General features: G+C 60.0%; 17 protein-coding genes. 8 read left to right on the top strand and 9 right to left on the bottom strand.

What is annotated here, in order from left to right:
- A partial coding sequence (locus HQL98_10130) for a cadherin domain-containing protein (GenBank protein MBF0272408.1) occupies positions 1-6,008 on the top strand: 6,008 nt, incomplete at its 5' end.
- Positions 6,009-6,209: 201 nt separating this feature from the next.
- Here HQL98_10130 and HQL98_10125 read toward each other — a convergent pair.
- Positions 6,210-7,691 carry an AMP-binding protein gene (locus HQL98_10125; protein ID MBF0272407.1) on the bottom strand — a complete coding sequence of 494 codons (1,482 nt, stop codon included), beginning with the start codon at positions 7,689-7,691 and terminating at the stop codon, positions 6,210-6,212.
- Between the two features lie 89 nt (positions 7,692-7,780).
- On the opposite strand from HQL98_10125, the gene HQL98_10120 reads away from it, so the two are divergent.
- Entirely contained in the window at positions 7,781-8,587 is an 807-nt protein-coding gene (locus HQL98_10120) for an alpha/beta hydrolase (GenBank protein MBF0272406.1), read from the top strand.
- Positions 8,588-8,605: 18 nt separating this feature from the next.
- The gene (locus HQL98_10115) at positions 8,606-9,532 is read left to right on the top strand and encodes an ROK family protein (protein MBF0272405.1); all 927 of its coding nucleotides are present in this window, start codon (positions 8,606-8,608) and stop codon (positions 9,530-9,532) included.
- A 10-nt stretch (positions 9,533-9,542) separates the two neighbouring features.
- Here HQL98_10115 and HQL98_10110 read toward each other — a convergent pair whose 3' ends face one another.
- The 3 genes from HQL98_10110 to HQL98_10100 form a co-directional block, all read right to left on the bottom strand.
- The gene (locus HQL98_10110) at positions 9,543-10,037 is read right to left on the bottom strand and encodes a cyclic nucleotide-binding domain-containing protein (GenBank protein MBF0272404.1); all 495 of its coding nucleotides are present in this window, start codon (positions 10,035-10,037) and stop codon (positions 9,543-9,545) included.
- 187 nt (positions 10,038-10,224) lie between these two features.
- Positions 10,225-11,019, bottom strand: coding sequence for a metal ABC transporter permease (locus HQL98_10105; protein MBF0272403.1), 795 nt, complete (start codon positions 11,017-11,019; stop codon positions 10,225-10,227).
- Positions 11,019-11,789 (bottom strand): metal ABC transporter ATP-binding protein, encoded by a 771-nt coding sequence (locus HQL98_10100; GenBank protein ID MBF0272402.1) that lies wholly within the window; start codon positions 11,787-11,789, stop codon positions 11,019-11,021. The genes HQL98_10105 and HQL98_10100 overlap by 1 nt, the downstream gene beginning before the upstream one ends.
- A 177-nt stretch (positions 11,790-11,966) precedes the next feature.
- On the opposite strand from HQL98_10100, the gene HQL98_10095 reads away from it, so the two are divergent.
- The 5 genes from HQL98_10095 to HQL98_10075 are packed head-to-tail and all read left to right on the top strand — an operon-like array spanning position 11,967 to position 17,135.
- Complete coding sequence (locus tag HQL98_10095) at positions 11,967-13,034, top strand: fructose-bisphosphate aldolase class II (protein MBF0272401.1); 1,068 nt, start codon at positions 11,967-11,969, stop codon at positions 13,032-13,034.
- Between the two features lie 5 nt (positions 13,035-13,039).
- On the top strand, positions 13,040-14,614 hold the full coding sequence (locus HQL98_10090; protein MBF0272400.1) for a caspase family protein: 1,575 nt from the start codon (positions 13,040-13,042) through the stop codon (positions 14,612-14,614).
- Positions 14,611-15,540, top strand: a complete 930-nt coding sequence (locus HQL98_10085; protein MBF0272399.1) for an SUMF1/EgtB/PvdO family nonheme iron enzyme — start codon at positions 14,611-14,613, stop codon at positions 15,538-15,540. The genes HQL98_10090 and HQL98_10085 overlap by 4 nt, the downstream gene beginning before the upstream one ends.
- A gap of 34 nt (positions 15,541-15,574) precedes the next feature.
- Positions 15,575-16,021 carry a cyclic nucleotide-binding domain-containing protein gene (locus HQL98_10080; protein MBF0272398.1) on the top strand — a complete coding sequence of 149 codons (447 nt, stop codon included), beginning with the start codon at positions 15,575-15,577 and terminating at the stop codon, positions 16,019-16,021.
- A 31-nt stretch (positions 16,022-16,052) separates the two neighbouring features.
- The gene (locus HQL98_10075; protein MBF0272397.1) at positions 16,053-17,135 is read left to right on the top strand and encodes a metal-dependent hydrolase; all 1,083 of its coding nucleotides are present in this window, start codon (positions 16,053-16,055) and stop codon (positions 17,133-17,135) included.
- On the opposite strand, the gene HQL98_10070 is transcribed toward HQL98_10075, so the two are convergent.
- From HQL98_10070 to HQL98_10050, 5 genes are all read right to left on the bottom strand, one after another.
- Positions 17,107-19,653, bottom strand: coding sequence for a PAS domain S-box protein (locus HQL98_10070; protein ID MBF0272396.1), 2,547 nt, complete (start codon positions 19,651-19,653; stop codon positions 17,107-17,109). The two genes, HQL98_10075 and HQL98_10070, sit on opposite strands and share 29 nt — an antisense overlap.
- A gap of 273 nt (positions 19,654-19,926) precedes the next feature.
- Positions 19,927-22,074, bottom strand: coding sequence for a nitrite reductase (locus HQL98_10065; GenBank protein ID MBF0272395.1), 2,148 nt, complete (start codon positions 22,072-22,074; stop codon positions 19,927-19,929).
- Positions 22,071-22,697: a cytochrome b/b6 domain-containing protein gene (locus HQL98_10060; GenBank protein MBF0272394.1), complete on the bottom strand. Its 627-nt coding sequence runs from the start codon at positions 22,695-22,697 to the stop codon at positions 22,071-22,073. Before HQL98_10060 ends, HQL98_10065 begins: the two co-directional genes overlap by 4 nt.
- A complete protein-coding gene (locus HQL98_10055; GenBank protein MBF0272393.1) occupies positions 22,681-23,628 on the bottom strand; it encodes a cytochrome c3 family protein in 948 nt (315 codons plus the stop codon). The genes HQL98_10060 and HQL98_10055 overlap by 17 nt, the downstream gene beginning before the upstream one ends.
- Before the next feature lie 102 nt (positions 23,629-23,730).
- Positions 23,731-24,696 (bottom strand): ankyrin repeat domain-containing protein, encoded by a 966-nt coding sequence (locus tag HQL98_10050; protein MBF0272392.1) that lies wholly within the window; start codon positions 24,694-24,696, stop codon positions 23,731-23,733.
- Positions 24,697-24,730 lie beyond the last annotated feature (34 nt).

Genomic DNA, 24,730 nt, shown 5'->3' with positions numbered 1-24,730 from the left:
CCAATACCGGGAGTGTGTCGGAAAACGCGGCGGTCTCCACGGTGGTCTATACCGCTACGGCCACGGATGTGGATGGAGGCGATACCCAGACTTACAGCCTGGGGGGTACGGATGGGGCGCTGTTCACCATCGACGGTGCCACAGGTGTTGTGACCCTGAAAGCCTCGGCGGATTACGAAAGCCAGTCCAGTTATTCGATTAATGTGATCGTGACCGACTCCGGCGGCTTGACGGATACCCAGGCCGTGACCATCGGTGTGGTGGATGTGAACGAAGCGCCAGTGATCACCTCGGCCAATACCGGGAGTGTGTCGGAAAACGCGGCGGTCTCCACGGTGGTCTATACCGCCACGGCCACGGATCCGGATGGTGGAGACACGCAAAGTTACAGTCTGAGCGGTACGGACGCGAGCCTGTTTGCCATCGACGCCACCACGGGGGAGGTGACCCTCAATGCTGCGGCGAATTATGAAAGTCGGTCCAGTTATGCCTTTGATGTGATTGTGACCGACTCCGCAGGCTTGACCGACAGTCAAAGCGTGACGGTCTCGGTTCTGGATGTCAACGACGCGCCGTGGAACCTGTCGTTCTGGATCGGCTACGCGGTGGAGAACACCGCCAGCTCCACGGTGATCTATACCGCCGAAGCCACCGATCAGGATGCCGGCGACACCCTGACCTATAGCCTGGGGGGCGCGGATGGAGCCTTGTTTACCCTGGACGCGACCACCGGGGCGTTGAGACTCAATGCTTCGGCGGATTACGAGAGCCGTTCGGGTTACAGCATTGATGTGACGGTGACCGACTCGGGTGGCCTGACGGCAACCAATTCTGTGGTCATTTCGGTTTTTAACCTCAACGAAGCCCCCACCTTCACCTCGACTGGTGTGGGCAGTGTGGCGGAGAATGCCGCCACCAGCACGGTGGTCTACACCGCCGTAGCCACGGATCAGGACAGCGGTGATACCCAAAGTTACAGTCTGAGCGGTACGGATGCGAGCCTGTTTACCATCGACGCCACCACGGGGGAGGTGACCCTCAATGCTGCGGCGAATTATGAAAGTCGGTCCAGTTATGCCTTTGATGTGGTTGTGACCGACTCCGCAGGCTTGACCGACAGTCAAAGCGTGACGGTCTCGGTTCTGGATGTCAACGACGCGCCGTGGAACCTGTCGTTCTGGATCGGCTACGCGGTGGAGAACGCCGCCAGCTCCACGGTGATCTATACCGCCGAAGCCACCGATCAGGATGCCGGCGACACCCTGACCTATAGCCTGGGAGGCGCGGATGGAGCCTTGTTTACCCTGGACGCGACCACCGGGGCGTTGAGACTCAATGCATCGGCGGATTACGAAAGCCGTTCGGGTTACAGCATCAATGTGACGGTGACCGACGCGGGTGGCCTGACGGCAACCAATTCCGTGGTCATTTCGGTTTTTAACCTCAACGAAGCCCCCACCTTCACCTCGACCGGTGCGGGCAGTGTGGCGGAGAATGCGGCCACCAGCACGGTGGTCTACACCGCCGTAGCCACGGATCAGGACAGCGGCGATACCCAAAGTTACAGCCTGAGCGGTACGGATGCGAGTCTGTTTACCATCGATGCCACCACGGGAGCGGTAACCCTCAATGCCTCGGCGGATTACGAGAGCCAATCCAGCTACGCCATCGATGTGATCGCGACCGATTCGGGAGGCTTGACCGACACCCAGACCGTGACCATCACGGTGGTGGATGTCAACGAGACTCCGATTCTCACGTCAGCGGGTGTGGCGAGTGTGGTGGAAAATACCGCTACCAGCACGGTGGTCTACACCGCCACGGCCACGGATGTTGACTCCGGCGATACCCAGACGTTCAGCCTCGGTGGCACGGATGGAACGTCGTTTACGATTGATGCCGCTACGGGTGAGGTGACCCTCAACGCGCAAGCGGATTATGAGAGTCAATCCAGTTATGCCATCGATGTCACCGTGACCGACTCCGGTGGCCTGACCGATACCCAGACCGTGACCATCACGGTGGTGGATGTCAACGAGACCCCGACCCTCACCTCATCGGTTTCCGGGAGCGTGGCGGAGAATGCGGCCATCAGCACGGTGGTCTACACCGCCACGGCCACGGATCCGGATGCGGGGGATACCCAGACCTTCAGCCTGAGCGGCACCGACGCGGCGGCTTTCAGCATCAATGCCACCACCGGCGCGGTGACTCTCGGTGCCTCGGCGGATTATGAGAGTCAATCCAGCTATGCGATCACTGTGACCGTCACCGATGCGGATGGCCTGACCGCCTCCCAGGCTGTCACCATCGCCGTGAGCAATGTCTACGAAGCCCCGGTGGCCAGTGCGGGCAGTTTGACCGTGACCGAGGATCAGACCGTCACCGGCACCCTGGTGGCCACCAGCCCGGAAGGCAATACTCTGACTTACTCCGTGGGTACCCAGGGTACGTTGGGAACGGTCACCATCACCAATTCTGCCACCGGGGCCTATTCCTACACGCCCGTTGCCAATGCCTCCGGTTCGGACAGCTTCACCTTCACGGTGAACGATGGCGTTCAGGACTCCAGTGCCGCCACGGTCGCCGTGACCCTCTCGGGGGTGAACGATGCCCCGGTCAACACGGTTCCCGGTGCCCAAACCGTGAATGAAGATACCGATCTGGCCATCACCGGAATCTCCATCGCCGATGCGGATGATCTGGGCGGCAACATGCGGGTCACCCTGTCAGCGTTCGGCGGCGCGTTGACCCTGGCCACCACCACCGGTCTCACCTTCACCAGTGGGGATGGTATCGGTGATGGCGCCATGATTTTCTCCGGCACCAAAAGCGCGTTGAATGCCGCTTTGGCCACGGTTACCTTTCTGGGCAACAGCGACACCTTCGGTGCCGCTTCCATCACCGTGTTGACCAGCGACTTGGGGAATTCGGGCAGCGGAGGCACCTTGACGGATTCCGATTCGATTGCCGTGACGGTCATCTCGGTCAACGATGCGCCTTCCTTCAACACCCTGTCCACCCAAAACGCAGACGAAGAGACCAACAAGGGCATCACCGGCCTGACCCTCGTCGATGTGGATGCGGGTATCTCCGCCATGCAAATCACCTTGAATTCCACCCTGGGGGTGGTTTCTTTGGCTTCCACCTCCGGGTTGACCTTTACCACCGGGGATGGCAGTTCGGATTCCAGTATGGTTTTTTCCGGCTCCCGAACTTCCATCAACACTGCCTTGTCCTCCTTGATCTATCGAGGCAACACCAATGCCAATGGCAGTGCCACCATCACCGTCCAGGCCAGTGACCAGGGCAACAGCGGCAGCGGCGGTGCCCAGACCGGCAGCACCACGATCAACATCAATTTGACCGGTATCAACGACGCGCCTGTGGTCATAGCCCCTGGAGCCACGCAAACCTTTACCAGTTCCACGGCGCTTTCCGACAATTTCAATCTCAGTTCACCCTACTCCGGCACTTTTACCTGGTCTGGCAGTGATGGGTTGGGCTCAGGCGCGGGGATTGCCGTCTCCTCAGGCTCGGAGCAGGTCTGGACCAGCAAGCAGGGCTTTGCCAGGGTAAGCGGCAATGTCTATTCCATCTCCGCTTATTTTCTGAATCAATACAATTCCGGATACGGCGCCCTCGGTTTTTCGACCCAGACACCGGATTCCAATCTGGGCAGTTATGCGGCTCCGGGTGGCTCGCATCTGGGCATGATGTTTCACGGAGGCGGGGGTGCTTTCCTGAGCGATGGCTCGATTCAGGTCGATGGGTCTTCGGGGGGAGGCGCCAGTCCTCTCAGTTGGGGGGGCGATCTGGTCGTGGGCAACTGGTACCGGTTCGTTCTGACCGCGACCGCTTTGAGCAACAGCAGTCGGTTCGATTTGAATCTCAAGATTTATAACTCCGACAACAGTGGAACCCTGGGGTCTCTCCTGGTCGAATACACCATGACCGACGATACCGGTAATGTCACACGCGTTGGACCGGCGATCACCAACAATCCGGTGGGATTGGCCAACACGCTGTATGGTTTCGTGGGGGTGGAAGGTTCACGCGTGACGGCCATGGACAATGTGCTCATGACCCTGAACGGGGCCAGCGCGACTGCGGCGATCTATACGGAAGGGGGTTCCAGTGTGGTCGTCAACGACGCCATCGTGGTGAGCGATATCGACGATACCCAGATTTCCAGTGCCACGGTGTCGATCAGTTCCGGGTTCACGGCCGGGGATGTGCTGTGGGTTGGCGCGCAGAACGGCATTACCGCATTCTACAATACCAGTACCGGCCTGTTGACCCTGTCTGGCACCACCTCCCTGGCCAACTATCAAACCGCCCTGCGCACCGTGACCTTTTCTTCCACCAGCGAAACCCCCACCGCTGGATATTCCAGCCGGACCATCTCCTGGAGTGTCACAGATGCCGATGCCGCCGGGTCGGGTGCCGAGAGCAGCTCCACGGTGACTTCGACCGTGACCGTCGTGGGTGTCAACGATGCCCCGACCGCGGCCAATCAGACTGTGACCATCAACGAAAACAGCGTATTCCTGCCGTTGGTCTCCAGCTTTGGGTTCGCGGATGTGGATGGGAACAATCTGGCTTCGATTACCATCACCAATCCGGGTTCAACGAGTTGCCTGGATTACTATAACGGCAGTTCCTGGGTGGATGTCGCCGCCAGTCAAGTATTCACCTACAGCGATATTCAGAGCGGCCATTTGCGTTTCAGTCCGACTGCCAATACCTATGGAACCGCCTACGATGCTTTCAACTTCACGGTGAATGACGGTACGGTGAGCAGTGCGTCCTCCTATACGATGACGATCAACGTGATTCACGATATCGCCGCCAATACCGGCACTTCCGCCACCATCGCCCTGGGCAGTTCTGTCAGCGGAATCCTGGATTATATTGGGGATCATGACTGGTATGCGGTCTCCCTCACAGCGGGGAGCACCTATCAGTTCGATCTCAAGGGGGCACCGTTTGGGGATGGCACGGTGGGCGATACCTATTTGACTCTTTATAACAGTAATGGATCCGCGCTGGCTGGCAACGATGATTATGGCAGTCTGAATTCGATGATTTCCTATACGATTGGGACCACCGGAACGTATTATCTGGACGCAGCCGCGCTTTCGGACAGTTCTGCCGGTACTTATGTTCTGGTGGCCACCTGTACGTCGGGTGATCCACTGGTCCTGGATCTGGATCACAACGGCATTCAGTTGACTTCCCGCGAGGATGGACCCCGCTTCGACATGAACAACGATGGCGCACCGGACGCGACGGGTTGGATTACCCCGGGAGACGGATTGCTGGTCATGGATGTCAATGGGGATGGGCGGATTCAGGGGATCGGGGAGTTGGTTTCCGAATCTTTGGTCTCCGGGAGTTCTTCCAGTCTGCAATCCCTGGCCAGCTTCGATCAGAACCACGATGGTCGGGTGGATGCGGAAGATGCGGCTTTCGGACAATTGCAGGTGTGGCAGGATGTCAACCGGGATGGGATTTCCGATGCCGGGGAGTTGCAGGGACTGGCCCAGTTGGGGATCGTCTCGTTGGGGGTGGTGCAGTCCGACCCAGGCCAGGGCATCGAGATGCAACAGGGCAATGCCATTACCGCTCATGCCACCTTTGAAAAGAGCGATGGCACTCAGGGGAACATGGTCGAGGTGGCGTTCACCTTTACCGACGCCGCCATGAAGATGGAAGCGGTCAGTTTGACCGCGCCATCCGTGGTGGACAAGGCAATCATCCCCTGGGAATTCGCCCAGTCTGGGGTGAACATCCTCCGGAATATGGATGTGGGTTCGACCCATTGGGGGGAGAGCGTTCCGGTTGCGGCGGCGGATGGGGTCGTCGCGGATTGGCAGAGTCATTCCGGGGATGTGTCCGGGAATTCCGGAGTCGCGACGGCGTGGATGGATGCCAGCTGGTCGGTGCCGGATGGGGATCATGCGGGCGTAGTGGTGACAGATCCGGTGCATCATTTTTATCCTTAGGGGTTTCATCAGGAAAGAGATGCGGCCTTGTTGATGCGTCTGCTGCGTCGTCGTTTTGGAGCGTTGCCCGCCTGGGTCAGTGAAAAAAATGGCCAAAGCCGATCCTTCAATCCTGGAGGAGTGGCGTTTGCGGTTTGTGGATGCCCGGACTCTGGATGAGGGGTTCGCGGATCGAGTGTGGGAATTGGGGGTGCGACTTTTTCAGACCGGATCGGCTGTTCCGCCTCTTTCCGAGAGAATGGTATCGCGTCCTTGTTGTTTCAAGGCGGGCCGGTCGATCTTGCCGTTGGCCAGCAGGGGAAATCCGGAGAGAATCCGCAGATGGTGGGGATGTTTATAGCGGGCCAGACGGGTATTCAGGTGTGCGCGTAACGCTTCCAGGGTGACCGGTGCCCGTACCACGCAAAAGGCCAATCCCACTTCACCCCATTTTTCGTCGGCCACTCCCACCACCACCGCCTGCACCACCGCCGGATGGGTTGTGAGCTGTTTTTCCACCTCCCCCGGATAGACGTTCTCACCGCCGGAAATGTACATCTCTTTTTTGCGCCCGATGACATAATAAAACCCCTCTGCATCCATCCGCACCAGATCTCCGGTGGCGAAGGATCCATCCCGCATGGCCGTGGCGAACAACGCATCGTTGCGCCAGTATCCCAGGCAGACATGAGGGCCGGCGATCCACATCTCCCCGACCTGACCAACGGCCACCGGCGCGCCGTTTTCATCCATGACTTGTACGGTGGAGCGGGTCATGGGTCTGCCGATGGAGTCCGGATGATTCCAGGCATCGGCGGTTTCCAGCAGAAAACAGTTGGGGCCCACTTCGGTCAGTCCGAACCCCTGTTTGAAGGGTACCCCTTTTTGGTGATACCCCTGAATCAGGGCCAGACTCAACGGGGCGCCACCGGAGAGAAAAAATCGGATGCGGGAGAAATCGGTCTGCTGGAAATCCGGGTGATCGAACATGGCCTGGAACATGGTCGGTACCGCCCAGAAGACCGTCACCCCGGCCTGACGGATCTCTTCCAGCACCAAACCGGGATCGAAACGGGGGTGGAGGATCAAGGTGCCGCCGATGGACAGCATCGGCAGACAGAAGACGTGATATCCCCCGGTGTGGAAAAAGGGGGTGTTGACGATGGAGATGTCTTCCGCGCGCAGCACGTCGGCGGAGATGGTGTTGTGGATGTTGGCCAGGATCATGGCCGCATGCAGCATCACCCCTTTGGGGCGGCCCGAGGATCCGGAGGTATACAGGATCATCATCACCCGGTGATCCGGGATGGCCACCGGGGGAGGCAGGGTCAGGGCCGGAGGAGGCCCTTCCAGGATGGAGAGGGGGCGGAATCCGGGAGTCTGGTCATCCCCGAGTTTGAGAACCGGATCGAGTTCGTCGAGGATGGCATCGATTTCTTGCGGGGCGAGACGGTGATTGAGGGGAGCCAGAATGGCTCCGAGCCGGACGCAGGCGAAAAACAGGGTGACATGTTCCATTCGGCTGGGGGCCAGCAGCGCCACCCGATCCCCTTCCTGGACCCCCAGAGCCGCGAGATGAGCCGCCAGCCGCAGGATTTCCGCCTCCAGTTGGGCATAGGTGTGGCTTTGCCGATTCTGGCGGTCCACCAGGGCCACATGGTCTGCTCGTTCTTGGGCATGTCGGGCGATAAAATCTTGCCACATGTTCATTCTCCCTTGCCGTGGTCAGGATTTGACAACACATTGAACAGGATCATCCCACCGAAGGCAAGCGATCAATAAAGGAGGAGAGCATGTCAGATCCATTTGGCAGTCACCGGGAAATCCTGGGTGACGGACCACCGGTATTGTGCATTTCCGGTTTTGCCAGCGGCAATTGGATGTTCCGGCGTTTTGTCGAGCCGCTTGCCGACCGGTTTTGTTTCGTGATTCCGGATAATCGTGGCATGGGTGCGGCTCCTCCGGCTCAGGGGCCTTACGGACTCGAAGATTTGGCGGATGACGCCCTCCGGTTGATGGATGAGTTGGGGCACACGACTTTTTTCGTGATCGGTTTGAGCATGGGGGGCTTTGTCGCCCAATTGCTCGCGTCCCGTTATCCCGAGCGGGTGCGGAGTCTGGTGTTGATGTGTACCAGCTCCAACGGGGAGGGCTTCAAGGCGTTGTTTCCCATGTTTGCCCGGGAACAGGTGGCGTTCATCTATCATTTGCGCAAGGAAGACCGGGTGCGGGCCGCCTTGTCGGATCCTTTTTGTCCGATGCTGGCCAGCCGCTATCCGGAAACTTATGACTATGTGATGCAGCAGCGCCTGCTGTCCGAACCCGAAGGCGATCAGGTGTTGCTGCAATACGATGCGGTGGCGCGTTTCTTCGCCGCGTCGTCTCCGGTTGATTTGTTCGCCCTGGATCTGCCGGTGCTGGTGATGTCGGCGGAACAGGATCCGATCGTGCCTGTGGCCAATGCCCGTCTGCTGGCTGATCAACTGCCTCGGGCCGAGTTGGCGGTGATCGGGGAGACGGATCATCTGTTTTTTCTGGAGAAGGCCGAGGAGGTGGCGGAGCGGATCGGTGTGTTTTTGGATCCGGTCTCCGGTTCGTGAGGGCTGGGAGCGTGCGGCATGCGCATCGGGGTTGATCTGGGGGGCACCAAGATCGAAATCGTGGTCCTCGACGCTCAGGGTGCCATGGTGCATCGGGAGCGTGTTTTCACGCCCCAGGGGGATTATGACGGCACTTTGCGGGCGGTGGCCGGGCTGGTGAGCGGCGCGGAACAGAGGCTGGGCATCGATCATCCGCTGCCCATCGGCGTGGGCATTCCCGGATCGATCGCGCCGCGGACGGGCCGGATTCAGAATGCCAATTCGGTCTGTCTGATCGGGCGGGATCTGGCCGGGGATCTGGCGGGGCTGCTGGGCCGACCGGTGCGGCTGGCCAACGACGCAGACTGTTTCACTTTGTCGGAGGCCGCCGACGGGGCGGGAGCCGGCAGCGAAATCGTTTTCGGGGTGATTTTAGGGACTGGCGTGGGCGGGGGGATCACGGTGGGGCGACGGCTGCTTGCCGGTCCCAACGCCATTGCCGGAGAGTGGGGACACAACCCCTTGCCCTGGCCCCGGGGGGAGGAGGAGCGACCGGGTCCGCTCTGTTATTGCGGACAGACGGGGTGTATCGAGACTTTTTTATCCGGTCCGGCCCTCGGTCGGCAGTTTTTCGAGCGGGTGGGGGAGCGTTTGTCGCCTGATCGGATTGTCGAACGGGCCGAGGGAGGGGATTGGGAGGCGGAACGGCTGCTGGTTGGCTACGAGGATCGTCTGGCCCGGGCCTTGGCCATGGTGATCAATCTATTGGATCCCCATGTGGTGGTGCTGGGGGGTGGGTTGTCCCGAATGAGGCGGCTTTACCGTTCGGTGCCCGAGGTCTGGAAACATTATGTCTTTTCCGGTTCTCCCGCCACCCGGCTGCTCCCGGCCCGGTTCGGGGACTCCAGCGGCGTGCGGGGGGCGGCGTGGCTGTGGCCGGAGGGAGAATCGGGAGCGGCGGGGTAGTCTCCGGGGGTCATTTTCCCGATAGCACCTGTTCCCGGAGGGCTTTGGTCAGTACCATGTTGGCCTCTTTCTGGATGGTCAGGGCCGTGTTGGTCTCTTCGAGGCGCCGCACCAGGATTTCGATGAGTTGGTTTTTGATTTTGGTTTGCAGAACCGGGTCGAGGTGTTCACGGTTCATGCTGTAGGAGTCGATGCGAAAGACAATCGCTTCGCCAACGGCGATCACATGGGTGGTGCGGCTGCGTTTGGTCAGGAACGAAACTTCGCCGATCACCGCTCCGGGTTCCAGCAGGGTGATCACCCGATCCGGATAGGTCTGTTGCACCACCTTGGCCTGCCCTTTGAGCAGAACGAACAAGGAGTCGTCTTCATCCCCTTCGGTGACCAGATGTTCCCCATCCTGATAGGTGGTGAAGAAACTGTCCCGGGAGATCAACGCATTGCGTTCTGTGTCGGTAAAATCCCAGAAGAACGCGATCTCTTTCATCAAAGTTTGTATCAACATGAACCGGTCATCCCAGGGCAGGGCATCAATCCAATGAGAGTCATGTGCGGGTCAGGATGCAAACGGATGCGCAAAGCAACCGGCTAGATTGTGTTGCAAACCAATTTTTTTTGCAAACAAGCTTCTTGCCAAACAGGCTTTCTGCAAAAAAAGGGCCTGATCAAACCGGGATGGAGCGGTGGACCGTTCAGGATGCGCGACCTTTTTTTCCCGCGACGAGGGACAGACCAAAGAAAATCGAGGCCACCAGCACGATGGCCGGACCGCTGGGCAGATCCCAATGGTAACTGGCGAGGAGGCCCAGAGGGGTACTGGCGCCGCCGATGAGTATGGCTCCCATGGCCATGCCTTCCGGGGTGGAGGAGAAAGGACGGGCTGCGGTGGGGGGAATGACCAGCAGGGCGGTGATCAGCATGGCGCCCACCACCTTGATGGCCGCCGCGGTCACCAGGGCGGTCAGGAGCATGAAGATCAGCCGCATCCGGGCCACGTTGACCCCATCCAGGGAGGCTAGGCCTTCGTGGATGGTGGCGTTGACCCAATCGTGCCAATAGCGACGGATCACCAGCAGCACTACGGCGGTTCCGGACCAGATCCAGGCCACATCCCCCCAGCCGGCGGCCAGTACGTCTCCGAACAGATAGGCCATCAGATCCACCCGGGCGCCGTCGGCCAGGGCCACGGTGATCAGCCCCAGGGCCATGGCTCCATGAGAGAAGATGCCCAGGGCCGCGTCCGTGGGTACCTCGGGACGGGAATGCATCCAGGTGACCAGCAGCGCCACCGCCAGACAGACTCCGGCGATGGCGGCGTTCATGTTCCAGCCGGTGATCAGTCCCAGGGCCACCCCCAGCAGGGCGGCATGGGCCAGGGCGTCGCCGAAATAGGCCATGCGCCGCCATACTACGAACACTCCCAGGGGACCGGTGGCCAGGGCGATGCCGATGCCGGACAGCAATGCCCGGACCATGAATTCTTCCATCACGGCTGCTCCCGAACCACCCCGCAGGGGGTGTGTTGATGATCGTGGTGGTGCTGATAGAAGCCGACGCCGGGCATTTTTTCGCCGAACAGCAGTTGGAATTCCGGTGTGGCCCGTACCGTGGTGGGGGAACCCGAGCAGCAGATGTGACGGTTGAGACAGATCACCCGGTCCGCCCCGGCCATGACGAAATGCAGATTGTGGGAGACCAGCAGCACCGCCACGCCCCGTTCCCGGCGCACGGCGTCAATCAGGCTGTGGAGTTGCTCCTCGCCGGCCAGATCCAGCCCTTGTGCCGGTTCGTCGAGCACCAGCAGATCCGGATTGCGGCTCAAGGCCCGGGCCAGCAGCACCCGCTGGGTCTCTCCTCCGGACAGGCTGTGCATGGGCCGGTGCAATAATTGATTGCAGCCGAACCGTTTCATCCACTCCAGGGGCAGGGGCGCGTCCGGCGCGGACAAGGCGATGAAACGGGCCACGGTCAAAGGAAACACCGGATCGACCCTTAATCGTTGGGGCACATAGCCCACCACCAGTCCCGGTCTGCGGTCCACCTGGCCTGCGGAGAGGGGCATGATCCCCAGCAGCGCGGCAAGCAGGGTGGATTTGCCCGCGCCGTTGGGACCGATGAGGGTGACGATTTCATGGGCGTGCAGCACCATGTCCACGTCTTGCAACAGGAATTCACCACCACGGGAGACGCAGAGCCCTCGGGCTTCCAGCACCACTTCAGGGTGCAACGCCTCTTCCTGGTCCACCGGTTTCGTCATGGAGTCGCCCCGAACTCAAGAGCTGGAGAACCAGCATATTTTTTATTCATTTCATGATTCGCTTGCGCTATAATGGACTTTTATCCGGCTTGGCGCTTGATCACGACCTTTCTCGACTCGTCCGACAGGGTAGCTGCTCAGGTGGATCGCCGTCAACTCACACGGGAGATTCGTGACATGCCTTTGGCTTCCATGCGGCAACTCCTGGATCATGCCGCCCAGCACGATTATGGAATTCCTGCTTTTAATGTCAACAACATGGAACAGGTGCGCGCCATTTTGCGCGCCGCCCATGAAACCGACAGTCCGGTGATTCTGCAAGCCTCCGCCGGGGCGCGCAAATACGCTGGAGAAGCCTTCTTGCGTCACCAGATCCTCGCCGCCCTGGAGGTCTATCCCCATCTGCCGGTGGTGATGCATCAGGATCACGGTCAATCTCCGGCGGTCTGTTACGGAGCCATTCGCAGCGGTTTCACCAGCGTCATGATGGATGGTTCCCTCCGGGAGGATGGCAAAACCCCGGCCTCTTATGACTACAATGTCGCCACCACGGCCCAGGTGGTGGAGATGGCTCATGCCATCGGGGTGTCGGTGGAGGGGGAGTTGGGGGTGCTTGGCTCCCTGGAGACCGGCATGGCCGGTGAAGAGGATGGCCATGGCGCCGAGGGCACCATGGAAAAAGAACGGCTGCTGACGGATCCGGAAGAGGCGGCCCGCTTTGTCGCCGCCACCCGGGTGGATGCTCTGGCCATTGCCATCGGCACCTCCCACGGAGCCTACAAGTTCAGCCGCAAGCCCACCGGCGACATCCTGGCCATCGACCGCATCAAAGAGATCCATGCCCGTTTGCCGGATACCCATCTGGTGATGCACGGCTCCTCTTCGGTGCCCCAGGATCTGTTGGCCATCATCAACGCCCACGGCGGATCCATTCCCGAAACCTATGGGGTGCCGGTGGAAGAGATCCAGATCGGCATCAAATACGGCGTGCGCAAGATCAATATCGATACCGATCTGCGTTTGGCCATGACCGGGGCGATTCGCAAAGTGTTCGCCGAAAAGCCGGGTGAATTCGATCCCCGCAAGTATATGCGTCCGGCGGAAGATGCCGCCTACCGGATCTGCAAGGAGCGCTTCGAGCAGTTCGGAACCGCCGGCAACGCCTCGAAGATCCGGGTCATCGACCTGGAGAAAATGGCCGCGGAATACGCCGCCGGACGGTTGGACCCCCGCATCGAGGATTAAGGACATTGTCGCCTATCATCCCGTTTCTTTTCCTGTTCTCGTTTCTGGTCAGCGGCGTTGCCGAGGCCGTCCAGTCCAATCCCTGCGCGGTGGCCCGGGAGATCGAAACCAAGGCCATCGCCTTGCTCGAATCCAAGCCGGAAGAGGCCCTGAAAGCCTTTGAAAGCGCTTTTGCCACCTGTGCCACCGATGTGGTCATTGGCTACAATCTGGGATTGGCGCAGCATCAGGTCGGCAGGAAACAACAGGCCATGGAAACCTGGGAAAAGGTGTACGAAACCTTTCCGAATCACGTCAAGACCATCGCCAATCTGGCCTGGGTGAAGTTCGAGTTCGGTGACGACCGCAAGGCCCACCTGTTGGCCTCCGAGGGGTTCGCCAAGCAGCCGGGCAATCTGGCATTGGCCCATACCAAACTGTTTGCGCTGTTCAGACGGGGCAACTATCTGGAAGCCTATGACTGGATCGCCCGCATGCAGGTGCGGGAGAAAGAGGAACCGGGTACGGGACTCAAAGGGGATCGGGTGGATCTGTGGCGGGAGATGGCCGCTGGTTACGTCACCGAAACCCTCTGGCGTCAGTTTCGTCTGGGGGAACGGATGGATGCCTTGCGCCAATCCATCAACCTGTTGGTCAAGGAGTATCCCGGCGAAGCCTCGTTTGTCCGGGCCAAGGATCAATTGTTGATGGCTTATACCGATCCGGAAGCCGAAATTCCCTTTCCCCGGGCCATGCCCCACGAAACCTGGGCCAAATCCGGCGACGTGGATGATCAAAGCGCCATGCTCGATCAGCGCATTGCCAATCAACCCGCGCTGGCTTCCTGGCAGAAGCGTGCCGACGCCTATGCGGTGGTGGCGGGTGTCAGTCATTACAAGCGGATCCGGGCCCGGCACTTCGCGGACCGGGACGCCACCAATTTTCATCGTCTCCTGACCCGGCGGGGCATCTTCCTGGATGACCCCGACCATGCCCGTCTACGGGTCAACAATGCCGTGGATTATCAAACCCTGCGTCAGGATCTGGAATGGCTGATCAAACAGGGTCAGAACAATCCCAACGCCGCCTTGTTGTTTTATTTTTCCGGTTTGGGCCTGCCCACGGGCCAGGATGCCTTGTTGCTTCCGGCCAATGTGCCGTTGTCCGGCCTGGACTCGGACCACGCCATCTCTTTGTCCTGGTTGCAAGGGGCCTTGTCCCGATTGCCCAACAAGGATGTGGTGGTATTGCTGGATGTCTGTTTCAATCAAACCCCGGAGTGCGTCGTTCAGCCCGGCCAGACCGGAACCTCCGCCCCCCGTGGCGTATTGCTCCAGGGCAAGCCCGTGGCCGTGGCCGCCGACAAACTGGGCGCCGCCATCCATGGACCGGCCCAACAGGGGGCGTTCACTTGGCATCTGCTCAAGGGCATGCTGGGGGACGCGGACGGCTTCCCCGTCGGCAAAAAGGATGGCTGGGTGGATCTGGCGGAGCTTTTTGCTCATCTGAAGGTCTCGTTGGCCCAAAACACGCCGCCGGCGGATCCGATCCTGTCGGTTCCCACGCCGATGCGTCTGACCCGTACCGGAGGTGAACAGTGAACCTCATTCTTGGCATCAATCGGTTCCGTCGCCTGGGGACCCGGATGATCGCGGGATCGCTGCTGGCCGGTGTGGTCAGTTTTTCTTGGCCTGCGGTCGCCTCCCTGATCAACGATTGGGAACCCCTGGAGTTGGAGGGGAGAGCGGTCAAGAGTGCGTTGGTGGTCAAAAGCGGCGAGTCGTGGCGGGATCCCACCAGTGGCGTCAATCTGCTTTGGGTCGCGGGGGGATGTTTCGACATGGGTTCTCCTCCCCGGGCTGAGGGGCGGGAATCGGATGAAGGTCCGGTTCATCAAAACTGTGTCGGCGGATACTGGCTCGGGGAGACCGAAGTCACCCAGGCCCAGTGGCGTCGGGTGATGCACAACAATCCTTCCCGCTTCCGCATGGGGGATCACTATCCGGTGGAAAACGTCTCCCGGGAAGAGGTGAACGAATTCATCGCCACCCTCAATGCCCAGGCCCGTTTGAATGTCCAATTCCGTCTGCCAACCGAGGCGGAATGGGAGTTCGCCTGTCGCGAAGGCGGGGACCGGGTGGTCTATCCGGGAGGGAGCGATCCCGCCCGACTGGCTTGGTTTGTGGGCAACAGCAACGCAACCACACAGCCTGTGGGTCAGAAGACCCCCAATCGGTTGGGCTTCAAGGATATGAGCGGCAGCGTCTGGGAGTGGGTCCAGGATCGGTATCAGCCCAGCTACAACAAAGCGTCGGCCACCCCGGAAGGTGCCGCTCATGAGGCCTTTTACGCCATGCGCGGCGGTGGTTGGCAGGATGATGCCTCGGCCTTGCGTTGCGCCAATCGGGGTTTCCAATCCCTGTCTTCCCGTCGTCCGGATCTGGGATTGCGGCTGGCGGCTGCGCCCAAGGTCAAAGAGAAAAAAAGCAAGGCCCGTCAAACCGACATTAAACACATTCCTTTCTGATCGCGTTCACCGTTGGCCGAGGGGGCAAAACGATATGAGCACGATTTTCGACATGATGGAGGCCATTCCCTTCTTTGCGCCATTCAGCCACCAGGAAAAACGGTTGTTGGCGGACAGCGGGCACTGTTTCGAGCTGTACAAGGATGGGGATGTCATCATTCAGGACGGGGATACCCGGGACTCTTCCTTGTTCATCATCTTGAGTGGTGCCGCTTTCGTGCGCAAGGATGACCATCCCGAACACATCATCGCTTATCTGGAAGCCGGTTCCATCATCGGCGAGGCCGCTTTCTTGGTGGGAGGCCGTCGCCGCATGGCCAGCGTGATCGCCGAGGGGAGCGTGAATGTCTTCAAACTCGATCATGCGGCCCTGGCCCAGTTCGATTGTCCGTTTCAACTCAAGTTGACCCAACAACTGGTGGTGATCATCGTCGAACGGCTGGAAAAGATGAACGAAGCCCTGTCGGAATTGATGGGATAGGTTTTTTTTCGCCTGCAACCGTGGAGCCTTCATGGATCCTTTGACCCACGCCTTGCTGGGCGGCACCACAGCGGTTTGGTTTACCTCCCGACAACGGCTTGCCACCGCTGCCGTGGTGGGTGGTTTCGCCGCGTTGCTGGCGGATCTGGATGTGTTGATCCAATCCAGCCAGGATCCGTTGCTGCAACTGGAATATCACCGCCAGTTCACCCATGCCTTGATTTTTACACCCGTGGGGGCGCTGGTGGCTACGGCGTTGCTTGGGTGGTGGGCCAGGGGACGGGGGGTGACCTTTCGTCAAACCTGGACCATGGCGTTTTGGGGATACCTGACCGCTGGACCCCTGGATGCCTGCACCAGCTATGGCACCCAACTGCTTTGGCCCTTTTCCGATCTGCGTATCGCCTGGAGCATCGTGCCGGTGGTGGAACCGGTCACCACCGTGCTTTTGACGGTTTTTCTCGCCCTGGCCGTGGTGCGGCATCACAAACCCTGGGCGGTCGCCGGTGGCGTGGCGATGCTGGTGTGGTTCGGGGTGGCGTGGTGGCAACACCAGCGGGCCAGCGACATGGCCATGGCCTGGGCGCGGCAGCAGGGCGACCGGGTGGAGGTGCTGCACATCAAGCCCACCATGATGAATCTGGTGTTGTGGCGGGCGGTCTACAAGAGTGGTCCATCCATCCAGTGTGTCGCGTTGCGTCCGGGTTTGTGGGGAGAGTCCCGCGCCTATGGCGGGGAACGCGCCCTTTGGGTCGATCCGGCGTTCCCCTTGCCGGGCATTCCGGCGGATTCGGTTCTGGGGCGGGATGTGGGCCGGTTTGTGCGACTCTCCGACCACTTCGTGGTGATTCATCCCCGTCAACCCGGTGTGCTGGGGGATGGGCGTTATGCCCTGCTGCCCCATGCCATCGATCCGTTGTGGGGCATCACCCTCGATCCGGGCCATACCGACCGGCACGCCCCTTTCGACAGCTTCCGTACCTGGAGACCCGAGACCTTGGGTTTGCTGGTTCACATGCTGTTGGGAAAAGAGGATATGTCGGATTTCCTTCTCTCCCGGTCCACCACAGGGGATCAACCGACCATCAAACCGCTTCGGGGGGCGGGATCGTGATCTGCTGGAGCGCGGCCAACAATCCTTTTTTGCCGATGGGTTTGGACAGATAAAAGGTTCCTCCCGCCTCCCGGCACCGTTCCATCTCTCCGGTCATGGCGTGGGCCGACAGGGTGATGATCGGCACCGGCGTCGATTGACGCTCCCGCTCCCATGCCCGGATGTGACGAATGGCGGTATAGCCATCCATCCGGGGCATCTGGACATCCATCACCACCACATCGAAGGTCTCCTCTTTGACTTTGGCCACGGCTTCCACACCGTCGTTCACCATCACCAGACGATGGGGGCTTTTCATGAGGTAGGCCTCGAAGAGCATACGGTTTTCCTCCACATCCTCGGCCAGCAGAATGCGCAGTCCCTGCTTCTGGGAGACCGGACCGGGCGGCTCGGAGCGTGTCGCGGGGGCGGGCAGGGTGGTCGATTTGGCGGGCAGGGTGAAATGGAAGGTGCTGCCTTCGTTCAGCCGGCTTTCCACCCAGATCCGTCCCCCCATCATTTCCACCAGATGCCGGGAGATGGCCAGACCCAGACCTGTGCCCCCGTAGCGTCGGGTGATGCCCGCGTCGGCCTGGATGAAATGCTCGAAGATTTGTTCGGTCTGCTCCCGGTCGATGCCGATGCCCGTGTCGCTGACCGAAAACAGCAGGCAGTTCGGGGAGTCGGGATCCTGGGTCAGGCGCACATCCACCCGTCCCTGGGCGGTAAACTTGATGCCATTGCCCAACAGGTTGATCAGCACCTGACGCACCCGGCTGTCATCTCCCAGAATGGTTTCCGGCAGGGCGGGGGCGATCCACTGTTCCATGGTGAGACCTTTTTCTTCGGCGGCCACCCCCATCAACCGGACCGTCTCTTCCACCACCTGACGGGGTGAGAAGGGGGCTTCCACCAATTGAAACCGTCCCGACTCGATCCGGGAGAAGTCCAGCACATCGTTGATCACGCTCAGTAGCGCCTTGCCGGAGTGGTGCATGGTCTGGGCGAAGCGGCGCTGTTGCGGGGTGAGATCGGTTTCCAGCAGAATTTCCGCCATGCCCATGACCACGTTCATGGGGGTACGGATTTCGTGGCTCATGGCGGCCAGGAACTCCCCTTTGGCCCGATTGGCCGCTTCGGCGGACTCCTTGGCGTGACGCAGGGACTCTTCCAACCGTTTATGTTCGGAAATGTCGTGAAACGCCACCACGGCTCCCCCGGGATGGCCATTGCGGAATAAAGGGGAGGCGGTCAGGGTCACGGGAAATCCGGAGCCGTCTTTGCGCCAGAAGAACGTTTCTTCGTCCAGGGGACCGATTCCCTGTGTCGCCACGTGTCTGGTGTGGCATTCGGTCACGGGATAGGGGGAGCCGTCCGGAAGGCTATGGTGGAACAGACCATGGGAGTCACGGCCCAGCACCTCGTTGAGGTTCCAGTGCAACATGGCCAGGGCGGCGGGATTGATGAAGGTGATCCGTCCCTTCCGGTCGATGACGTACAACCCTTCCGCCAGGGTGGCGGTGATCTCCCGCAGACGGCTCTCCTCGTCTTGCAGTTTGTCCCGTTCCTGCTGGAGTTGCTGCTGAATGTGGCTACGCTCTTCCACCTCCTGATGGAGCAGGGCAATGGCCTTGCGCAGGGCGACGGTCTGGTCCAAAACCCGTTCCTCCAGGGTGGTATGGGCCTCCCGGAGCTGTTTTTCCACCTCCTTGCGGGCGGAGATGTCTTGGACCTGCGACACAAAATGTACCGGCTGGCCATCCTGGTTGCGTACCAGGGAGAGGCTCAACAGGGTGGAGATAGTATGACCTTTCTTGTGGAGATAACGTTTTTCCAATTGGCAGGAGTGGATGGTGCCGGCCAGCATGCGGCGGATGAACTCCCGGTCGCTGTGTCGATCGTCCGGATGGGTGAGGTTCAGAATGGTGTTGGTCAGCAGTTCCGCCTCGTTGTAGCCCAGAATGGCGCACAGGGCCGGATTGACCTGAAGCAGATGTCCATCCGGGGAAATCAGGGCCATGCCGTGGGCCGAAGTCTCGAACGCCCCCCTGAAACGGGTTTCGCTGAGGCGGAGCTGCGCTTCCGCCTGACGGCGTTGGGCGATTTCCAGCTCCAGCCGGGCATTGCGGGCTTCCATTTCCCGCAATGCCCGGCTCAGGGCCAAATGGGTGGCGACCCGGGCCAATACCAGTTCCACGGTGAAGGGTTTGCTGACAAAATCCACCCCCCCGACAGCAAAGCTTTTGACCTTGTCGGCGGTGTTGGTCAGTCCGCTGATGAAAATCACCGGGACAGCCGTTCCACCGGGTATGCGTTTCATCTCCTGGCACAACTCGAAGCCATTCTGGTCCGGAAGGGCCACATCCAACAGCACCAGATCCGGGAACGCGGACTGGAAAGAGCGCATGGCCTCACGGGCCAAAGGAGCGGTTCTCACAGTATGTCCCTGATTGATAAGAATTCTCTCCAGGAATGTCAGGGCCGTCTGATCGTCATCCACAACCAGAATGTCACCGGTAATGGGTTCGTGGGTGGTCATGTCAATTCCGTTTCCCGATGCGCAGGCGGAAGACAGGTCGGGGATGGCAGCGGTTTCTTTGTTGGTATGACAGGCTGTCAGACCTTATCCGTGTGAATCCCGCAATTGAATTTTTGTTTTGGACCGGGAGCATCCTTTCCGGCTCCCTGATGGTGATTATATCTCCATGGATCGTATCTTGCAATGAAATTTTGCTTGATTTGCATTTTTTGCACACTATGGGCAAAAAAAGGGGAGGATGGCCGGGATGGCCTTCCTCCCATGGGTGGGATGTTATTGCAGTTCAGGCAGTTTGCGCAGTTCGGCGGCCCGTTCCGGGGGATAGCCCAGGGCGTTGAAGTCGAGGATGCCGTTTTTGGCGTGACACTCCTTGCAGGCCCGGCCCTCTTTCTGGATGCCGTGGTTGATCATGAGCGAACCCATCTGCCGCATCCAGTGGGCTTCGACGTTTTTCAGCTTGCCGTTGGCGTCCACCGGATACTCGGCCTTCCATCCCGTCACCCCGAAGTAGTGCATGAACTCATCCATCATGTAGGCCTTGAACGGGGCTTCGTACATCCGTCTGAGAATCGGGTGTTCCAGGGCTTTTTTGACCGAGGCCTTCGGGTCGCCGGACTCGTAATAGGTTGGATAGTCGAAGGGCAGGATCATGGCGCCGAAGGGGCCTTGATTGTTCATGTCTTCGTACATGATGGCGTTGAACACCTTGAAGGGATAGATTTTGCTTTGTCCCTGGGCCATGACGGGACGAATCTTCTCTTCGATCATTTTTTTGCGTTTCTCCAGCATCTCCGGGGAGAGGCTGGAGAGGGGATCGGTCACCTCCCGCACATAGCGTTCCACATCCAGATCTGGATAGTTCTTTTTGAGTCTGGTGGCCGCCTGACGGATCGCCTCGATGGCTTTGGGATCCTCGATTTTGGCCAATTGCCGCATCAGCGGATTATAGGAACCATCCCCCACCGGATTGTCCCCCAGGGCGTTGGCCAGGAAGGAGCCGTTGCCGTTGAACCACAGGAAGGTGAAACCCCGTCCCGCCTCGCCGCTCTGATAGACATCCTGGAAGACATAGGCTCCCTCTTCTTCGTTCCAGACCGGATGGATCCAGTCCCGCAGCACGGTGTTGTCGTCACGCAGTTTCTTGATGTGGCACGCCTCGCAGGAGACCCGGGCCACATGGCCGTTGAGCAGCGCCCGTTCCTGTTCGTCTTTCACGTGGGGGGCCGCCGTGTGACAGGATTCGCACTCCACCTTGCGGCCCGGCAGATCGTTGGCCACCAGATCCACCCCCAGGGTGCCCCGGGGGATTTTGTGTCCCTGGGGTTTGTGGCAGTCGGTGCAGACCATGCCGGCGGCGGCGTGGACATCATGCTCCGGTTGGATGGAGTTGCCCCGTTTGGCACCCGGATGCAACAGCCGTTTGTTTTTGTGGCCCAGATTGTCCGGGGCCGCACCTGGAGGTAGGGATTTTTCCAGATCACCCCCCATGTTGTGCTGATGACAAAACAGACAGGTCTTGTTGGTGGGCAGTCCCACGGTCAAAGCCGCCTTCAAGGAGCGGTCCTGATTCCAGCGTTGGCCATGGTCGTCTTTGATCACGTAACGCTCGTTCATGTCATAGGCCGGACTGTGGCAGATCAGACAGTCGATGCCCGCCTTGGCGGTGGCCGGAGCATCGTGCATGGGGAGCATTTTCTCCGTGGCCGGATGATAACCGCCTCCGATGTGGCATTGACCACACCCTTCGCTGCGGATCTCCGTCTCTCCGTTGGCGTGGGCCGGTTTGGTCTTGACCAGGTCGGCCCAGCCGGTCCAGGTGAAGGAGCCGGGAACTCCGCAGGCCCGGTCGATCTTGCCCACCGGAATGGGTCGGTTGCCGGCGCTGTTGACCTGGCGGCCATCGAACCCGTAGGTGGAAAATCCGGCGGCGGTGCTTTGGAACTTGTAATGAACCGAGTTCACCACATCCTGCATGGTATCCACCTCGTGGATTTTGCCGTGTTCGTCGGTCACCTTGATGGAGGCGTGACAGGTGAGGCAGGTTTCCGGGCCTTTGTATTGCAGAATCCCCGCCTTGCGGAAATAGTCGATGTGGGGATAGGGGGCGTCTTTGGCGAAGGAGCCGGTTTTCATCAGCATATTGATCTTCAACCGGCGGGCGAAGGGCATTTCCTCTTTTTCGGTCATGGCCATGGCCCGTTGCTGACGGTACTCCCGGGTGAGGGAGTCCGCCAGGGTGTCGAACTCCCTTGGCTCCAGCGGAGCGCTGTTGGCAAAGGTCAACGGTGCGTTGGTCACGCCGATGTAGCTTTCCAGCAGACCGGGATAGATCCATCGAGCCACCCCGACCGTCACGCCCAATCCCAGGATGATGGCGATGCGTTTGATGTGCCGCGATTGGCGGAACTGCCCGGTGTTCATGGTTTTTCCTCCGTCAGGGTTGAGCCGGAAAGCATTTTTTTGAATTCACCGAACACCGTTTCGCCAGCCGTGGCCAGATAGAGGTGTCCGATCAGAAAAACCGTGAGAAAAACACCGATCCCGTAGTGGATCACACCGGCGATCCACAGGCCATCCATGTCCAGGAGACGTTCCGGGATCAGGTCGTGGAAGAAAAAGGCCAGACCCGACACCATCAACACAGGCACCGCCCCGAACATCACCCCGAGATAGGTCAACTGTTGCAGCGGATTGAACTTGGCCTCCCGGGTGGCGGGAAAGGGATGGGGTTCGTGACGGAAGATGCCCACGCCATAAAAGAGCGTCTGGGTCAGCAGGCGTCCCACCAGACCCGGCAGACGAAGGCGATAGTGAACGCCGTTGCCGCTTTTGAGGGTGCCGATCACGAAGACCACCCAGCCACCGGTCATCAGGATGCCGAAGATGTTATGCACCATCCGGGCGGTATCGAAGGGGATCAGCGCCGAACCGGGGGCGGCGAAATGCAGACTGATCCCGGTGGCCAGCAGCACCAGAAAGCATACGGCATTGGTCCAGTGCCAGACGCGGATCCAGACGGGATACAGTTCAATGGTGGTTTTCATGGTGATTGCTCCTTGAGACCAGATAACGGGCCAGACCATGGGCGCCGACACCCGCGAGGGTCAGGATGATCAGGGCGATGCCGCCCCAGTCCAGCCATTGGTTGCGGGTCATGCCGATGACATAGGCATCGTTCATCACCACCGAATGGAGGAATCCGGCGTTGCGGCGCTCCTCGCGGGTACGGTGGCGATAGAGCTTGGTGGCCAGGATGGAGTCCTGGCTGTGACAGGCCTCGCACGCCCGCACCGCATGGTTGCGGCTGAGAATGAAGTGACTGCCTCGGGCGCTGTCTCCACCGGTGTGGCATTCCACACAACGGACCTTGCTCCAGTGGCGTTCCGTCTCCGGCAGCCAGGCGTGGGTCTGGCTCAATGAGGAGAACAGACGTCCGGTGCGACCCACGATGCCTTCCGGCGAGTCGTGACAATGGCGACACATCCCGTTGTCCCGGGTCACCATCGCGTTCAGGCTTTCCCGGGTCTGCCCCGAAAGCTTGCGGAAATCGTGGGGATTGTGGCAGGAAAAGCAGGTGAATGAATCCTGCATGCTTTGATAATGAATGCTGCGCGTGAAACTGCGCTCGATGGATTCAAACAAGGCGCGGGGAAATTTTTGGTTGTTTTGATGACAATTCAGACATTCGAGCCGCTCCCGCCGTGCCTCCTCGAAGTGGGGATAGACCTCGAAGCCGGCGGCATGGCAATCCCGGCAGCTTAGATTCTTGTGGTCGGAGAGGGCCATGGTTTTGGGGTCGATGGCCAAGTTGCGTAATCCGCCGGTGGCCGGATCCCGGTAGGAGAGGGTTGGCATGCCGTGACACCGCAGGCAGGCTTGATCCTTGGGGGGGGCGGCCTGTGAGGGGGTCGGGATGCCGAGGAACAGCAGGCAAAACAGCAGGGCAAGACGGTGGAGGTGCGGGTGGGTGTTCATGGCGTCCCTTCTGTTTTGCCCCGGTTGGCCTGGGTGGGCCGGGAGCCTTCTTTGCAAAGCGGGGCGAAGGCTCCCGGACTGTGTGGCGCAGCCTGCCAAGGTTCAGGCGTTATTGCCCGGATCCAGCAGTTTGTTCATGGCCCGGGTGGCGCCGATGCGCAGATAGTCCTTGGCGGTTTTGCCGTTCTGGTCCACCAGCGTGGTCTTGATGCCCCGTTCCAGGAGCAGCTTGGCGGTGTCCAGATAGTTGTAGCGGGCGGCGAACATCAGAGCCGAGGAACCTTCGTAGTTGACGGCGTTGATGTCGGCTCCGTGGTCCAGCAGCAGCCGGACGATCCCCGAGTAGCCTTTTTCCGCCGCCACCAGCAAAGCGGTACACCCGCACTCGTGACGGAAGCTGAGATTCGCGCCCCGTTCCAGCAGGGCCGCCACGATGGTTTCATGACCCGACTCGGCGGCGATCATCAGAGGGCTGTAGCCCTGTTTGTTCTGGACGTTGGGGGTTGCCCCCGCGTCGAGCAGAGCGGTCACCACCTGTTCATGGCCCCGTTTGGCGGCGATGATCATGGGGCTGTCTCCCCGTTTGTCGATGGCGTTGACATCCGCGCCCCGCTCGATGAGCCGTTTGAGCATCTCGTCGAAGCCGTACTGGGCCGGGCCGAACAGCGCCGTTTGTCCCGATTTGGTGGCGATGTTGGGATTCGCTCCGGCATCGAGCAGCATTTTCACGATGGTCTGGTCATTCCATCTGGCCGCCAGGCTCAAGGGGGTGAACCCGGAAGGATCCACGGAGTTGACATTGGCTCCGGCTTCCAGCAGGGTCTTGACCACCTCGGCGTGACCATTCTCGGCGGCCCAGGCCAACGGGGTGATCTTCAGGTTGCCTTGGTTTTCGACACTGACTCCTTTGCTCAGGAGCGCCCGCACCGTCGCAACATCCCCTTCCATGGCTGCAACGGACATGGCATTGTCCACGAGTTGCGGATTGCGGTTGCCGATGGTGGCGACGGCCATCACGGTTGCCAGGGCCATGATGGAAAGAGTGGTTGCGATTTTTTTGGTGTTCATGGTCGTTCTCCTTGTGGAGCCAGTCTGTGTGTCT

The sequence above is a fragment of the Magnetococcales bacterium genome, assembly GCA_015231755.1.
In the GTDB taxonomy this organism is placed as follows: Bacteria; Pseudomonadota; Magnetococcia; order Magnetococcales; family Magnetaquicoccaceae; genus Magnetaquiglobus.
Note: the sequence above shows the minus strand (reverse complement) of the source record. Positions and strands in the feature narration are given on the sequence as shown.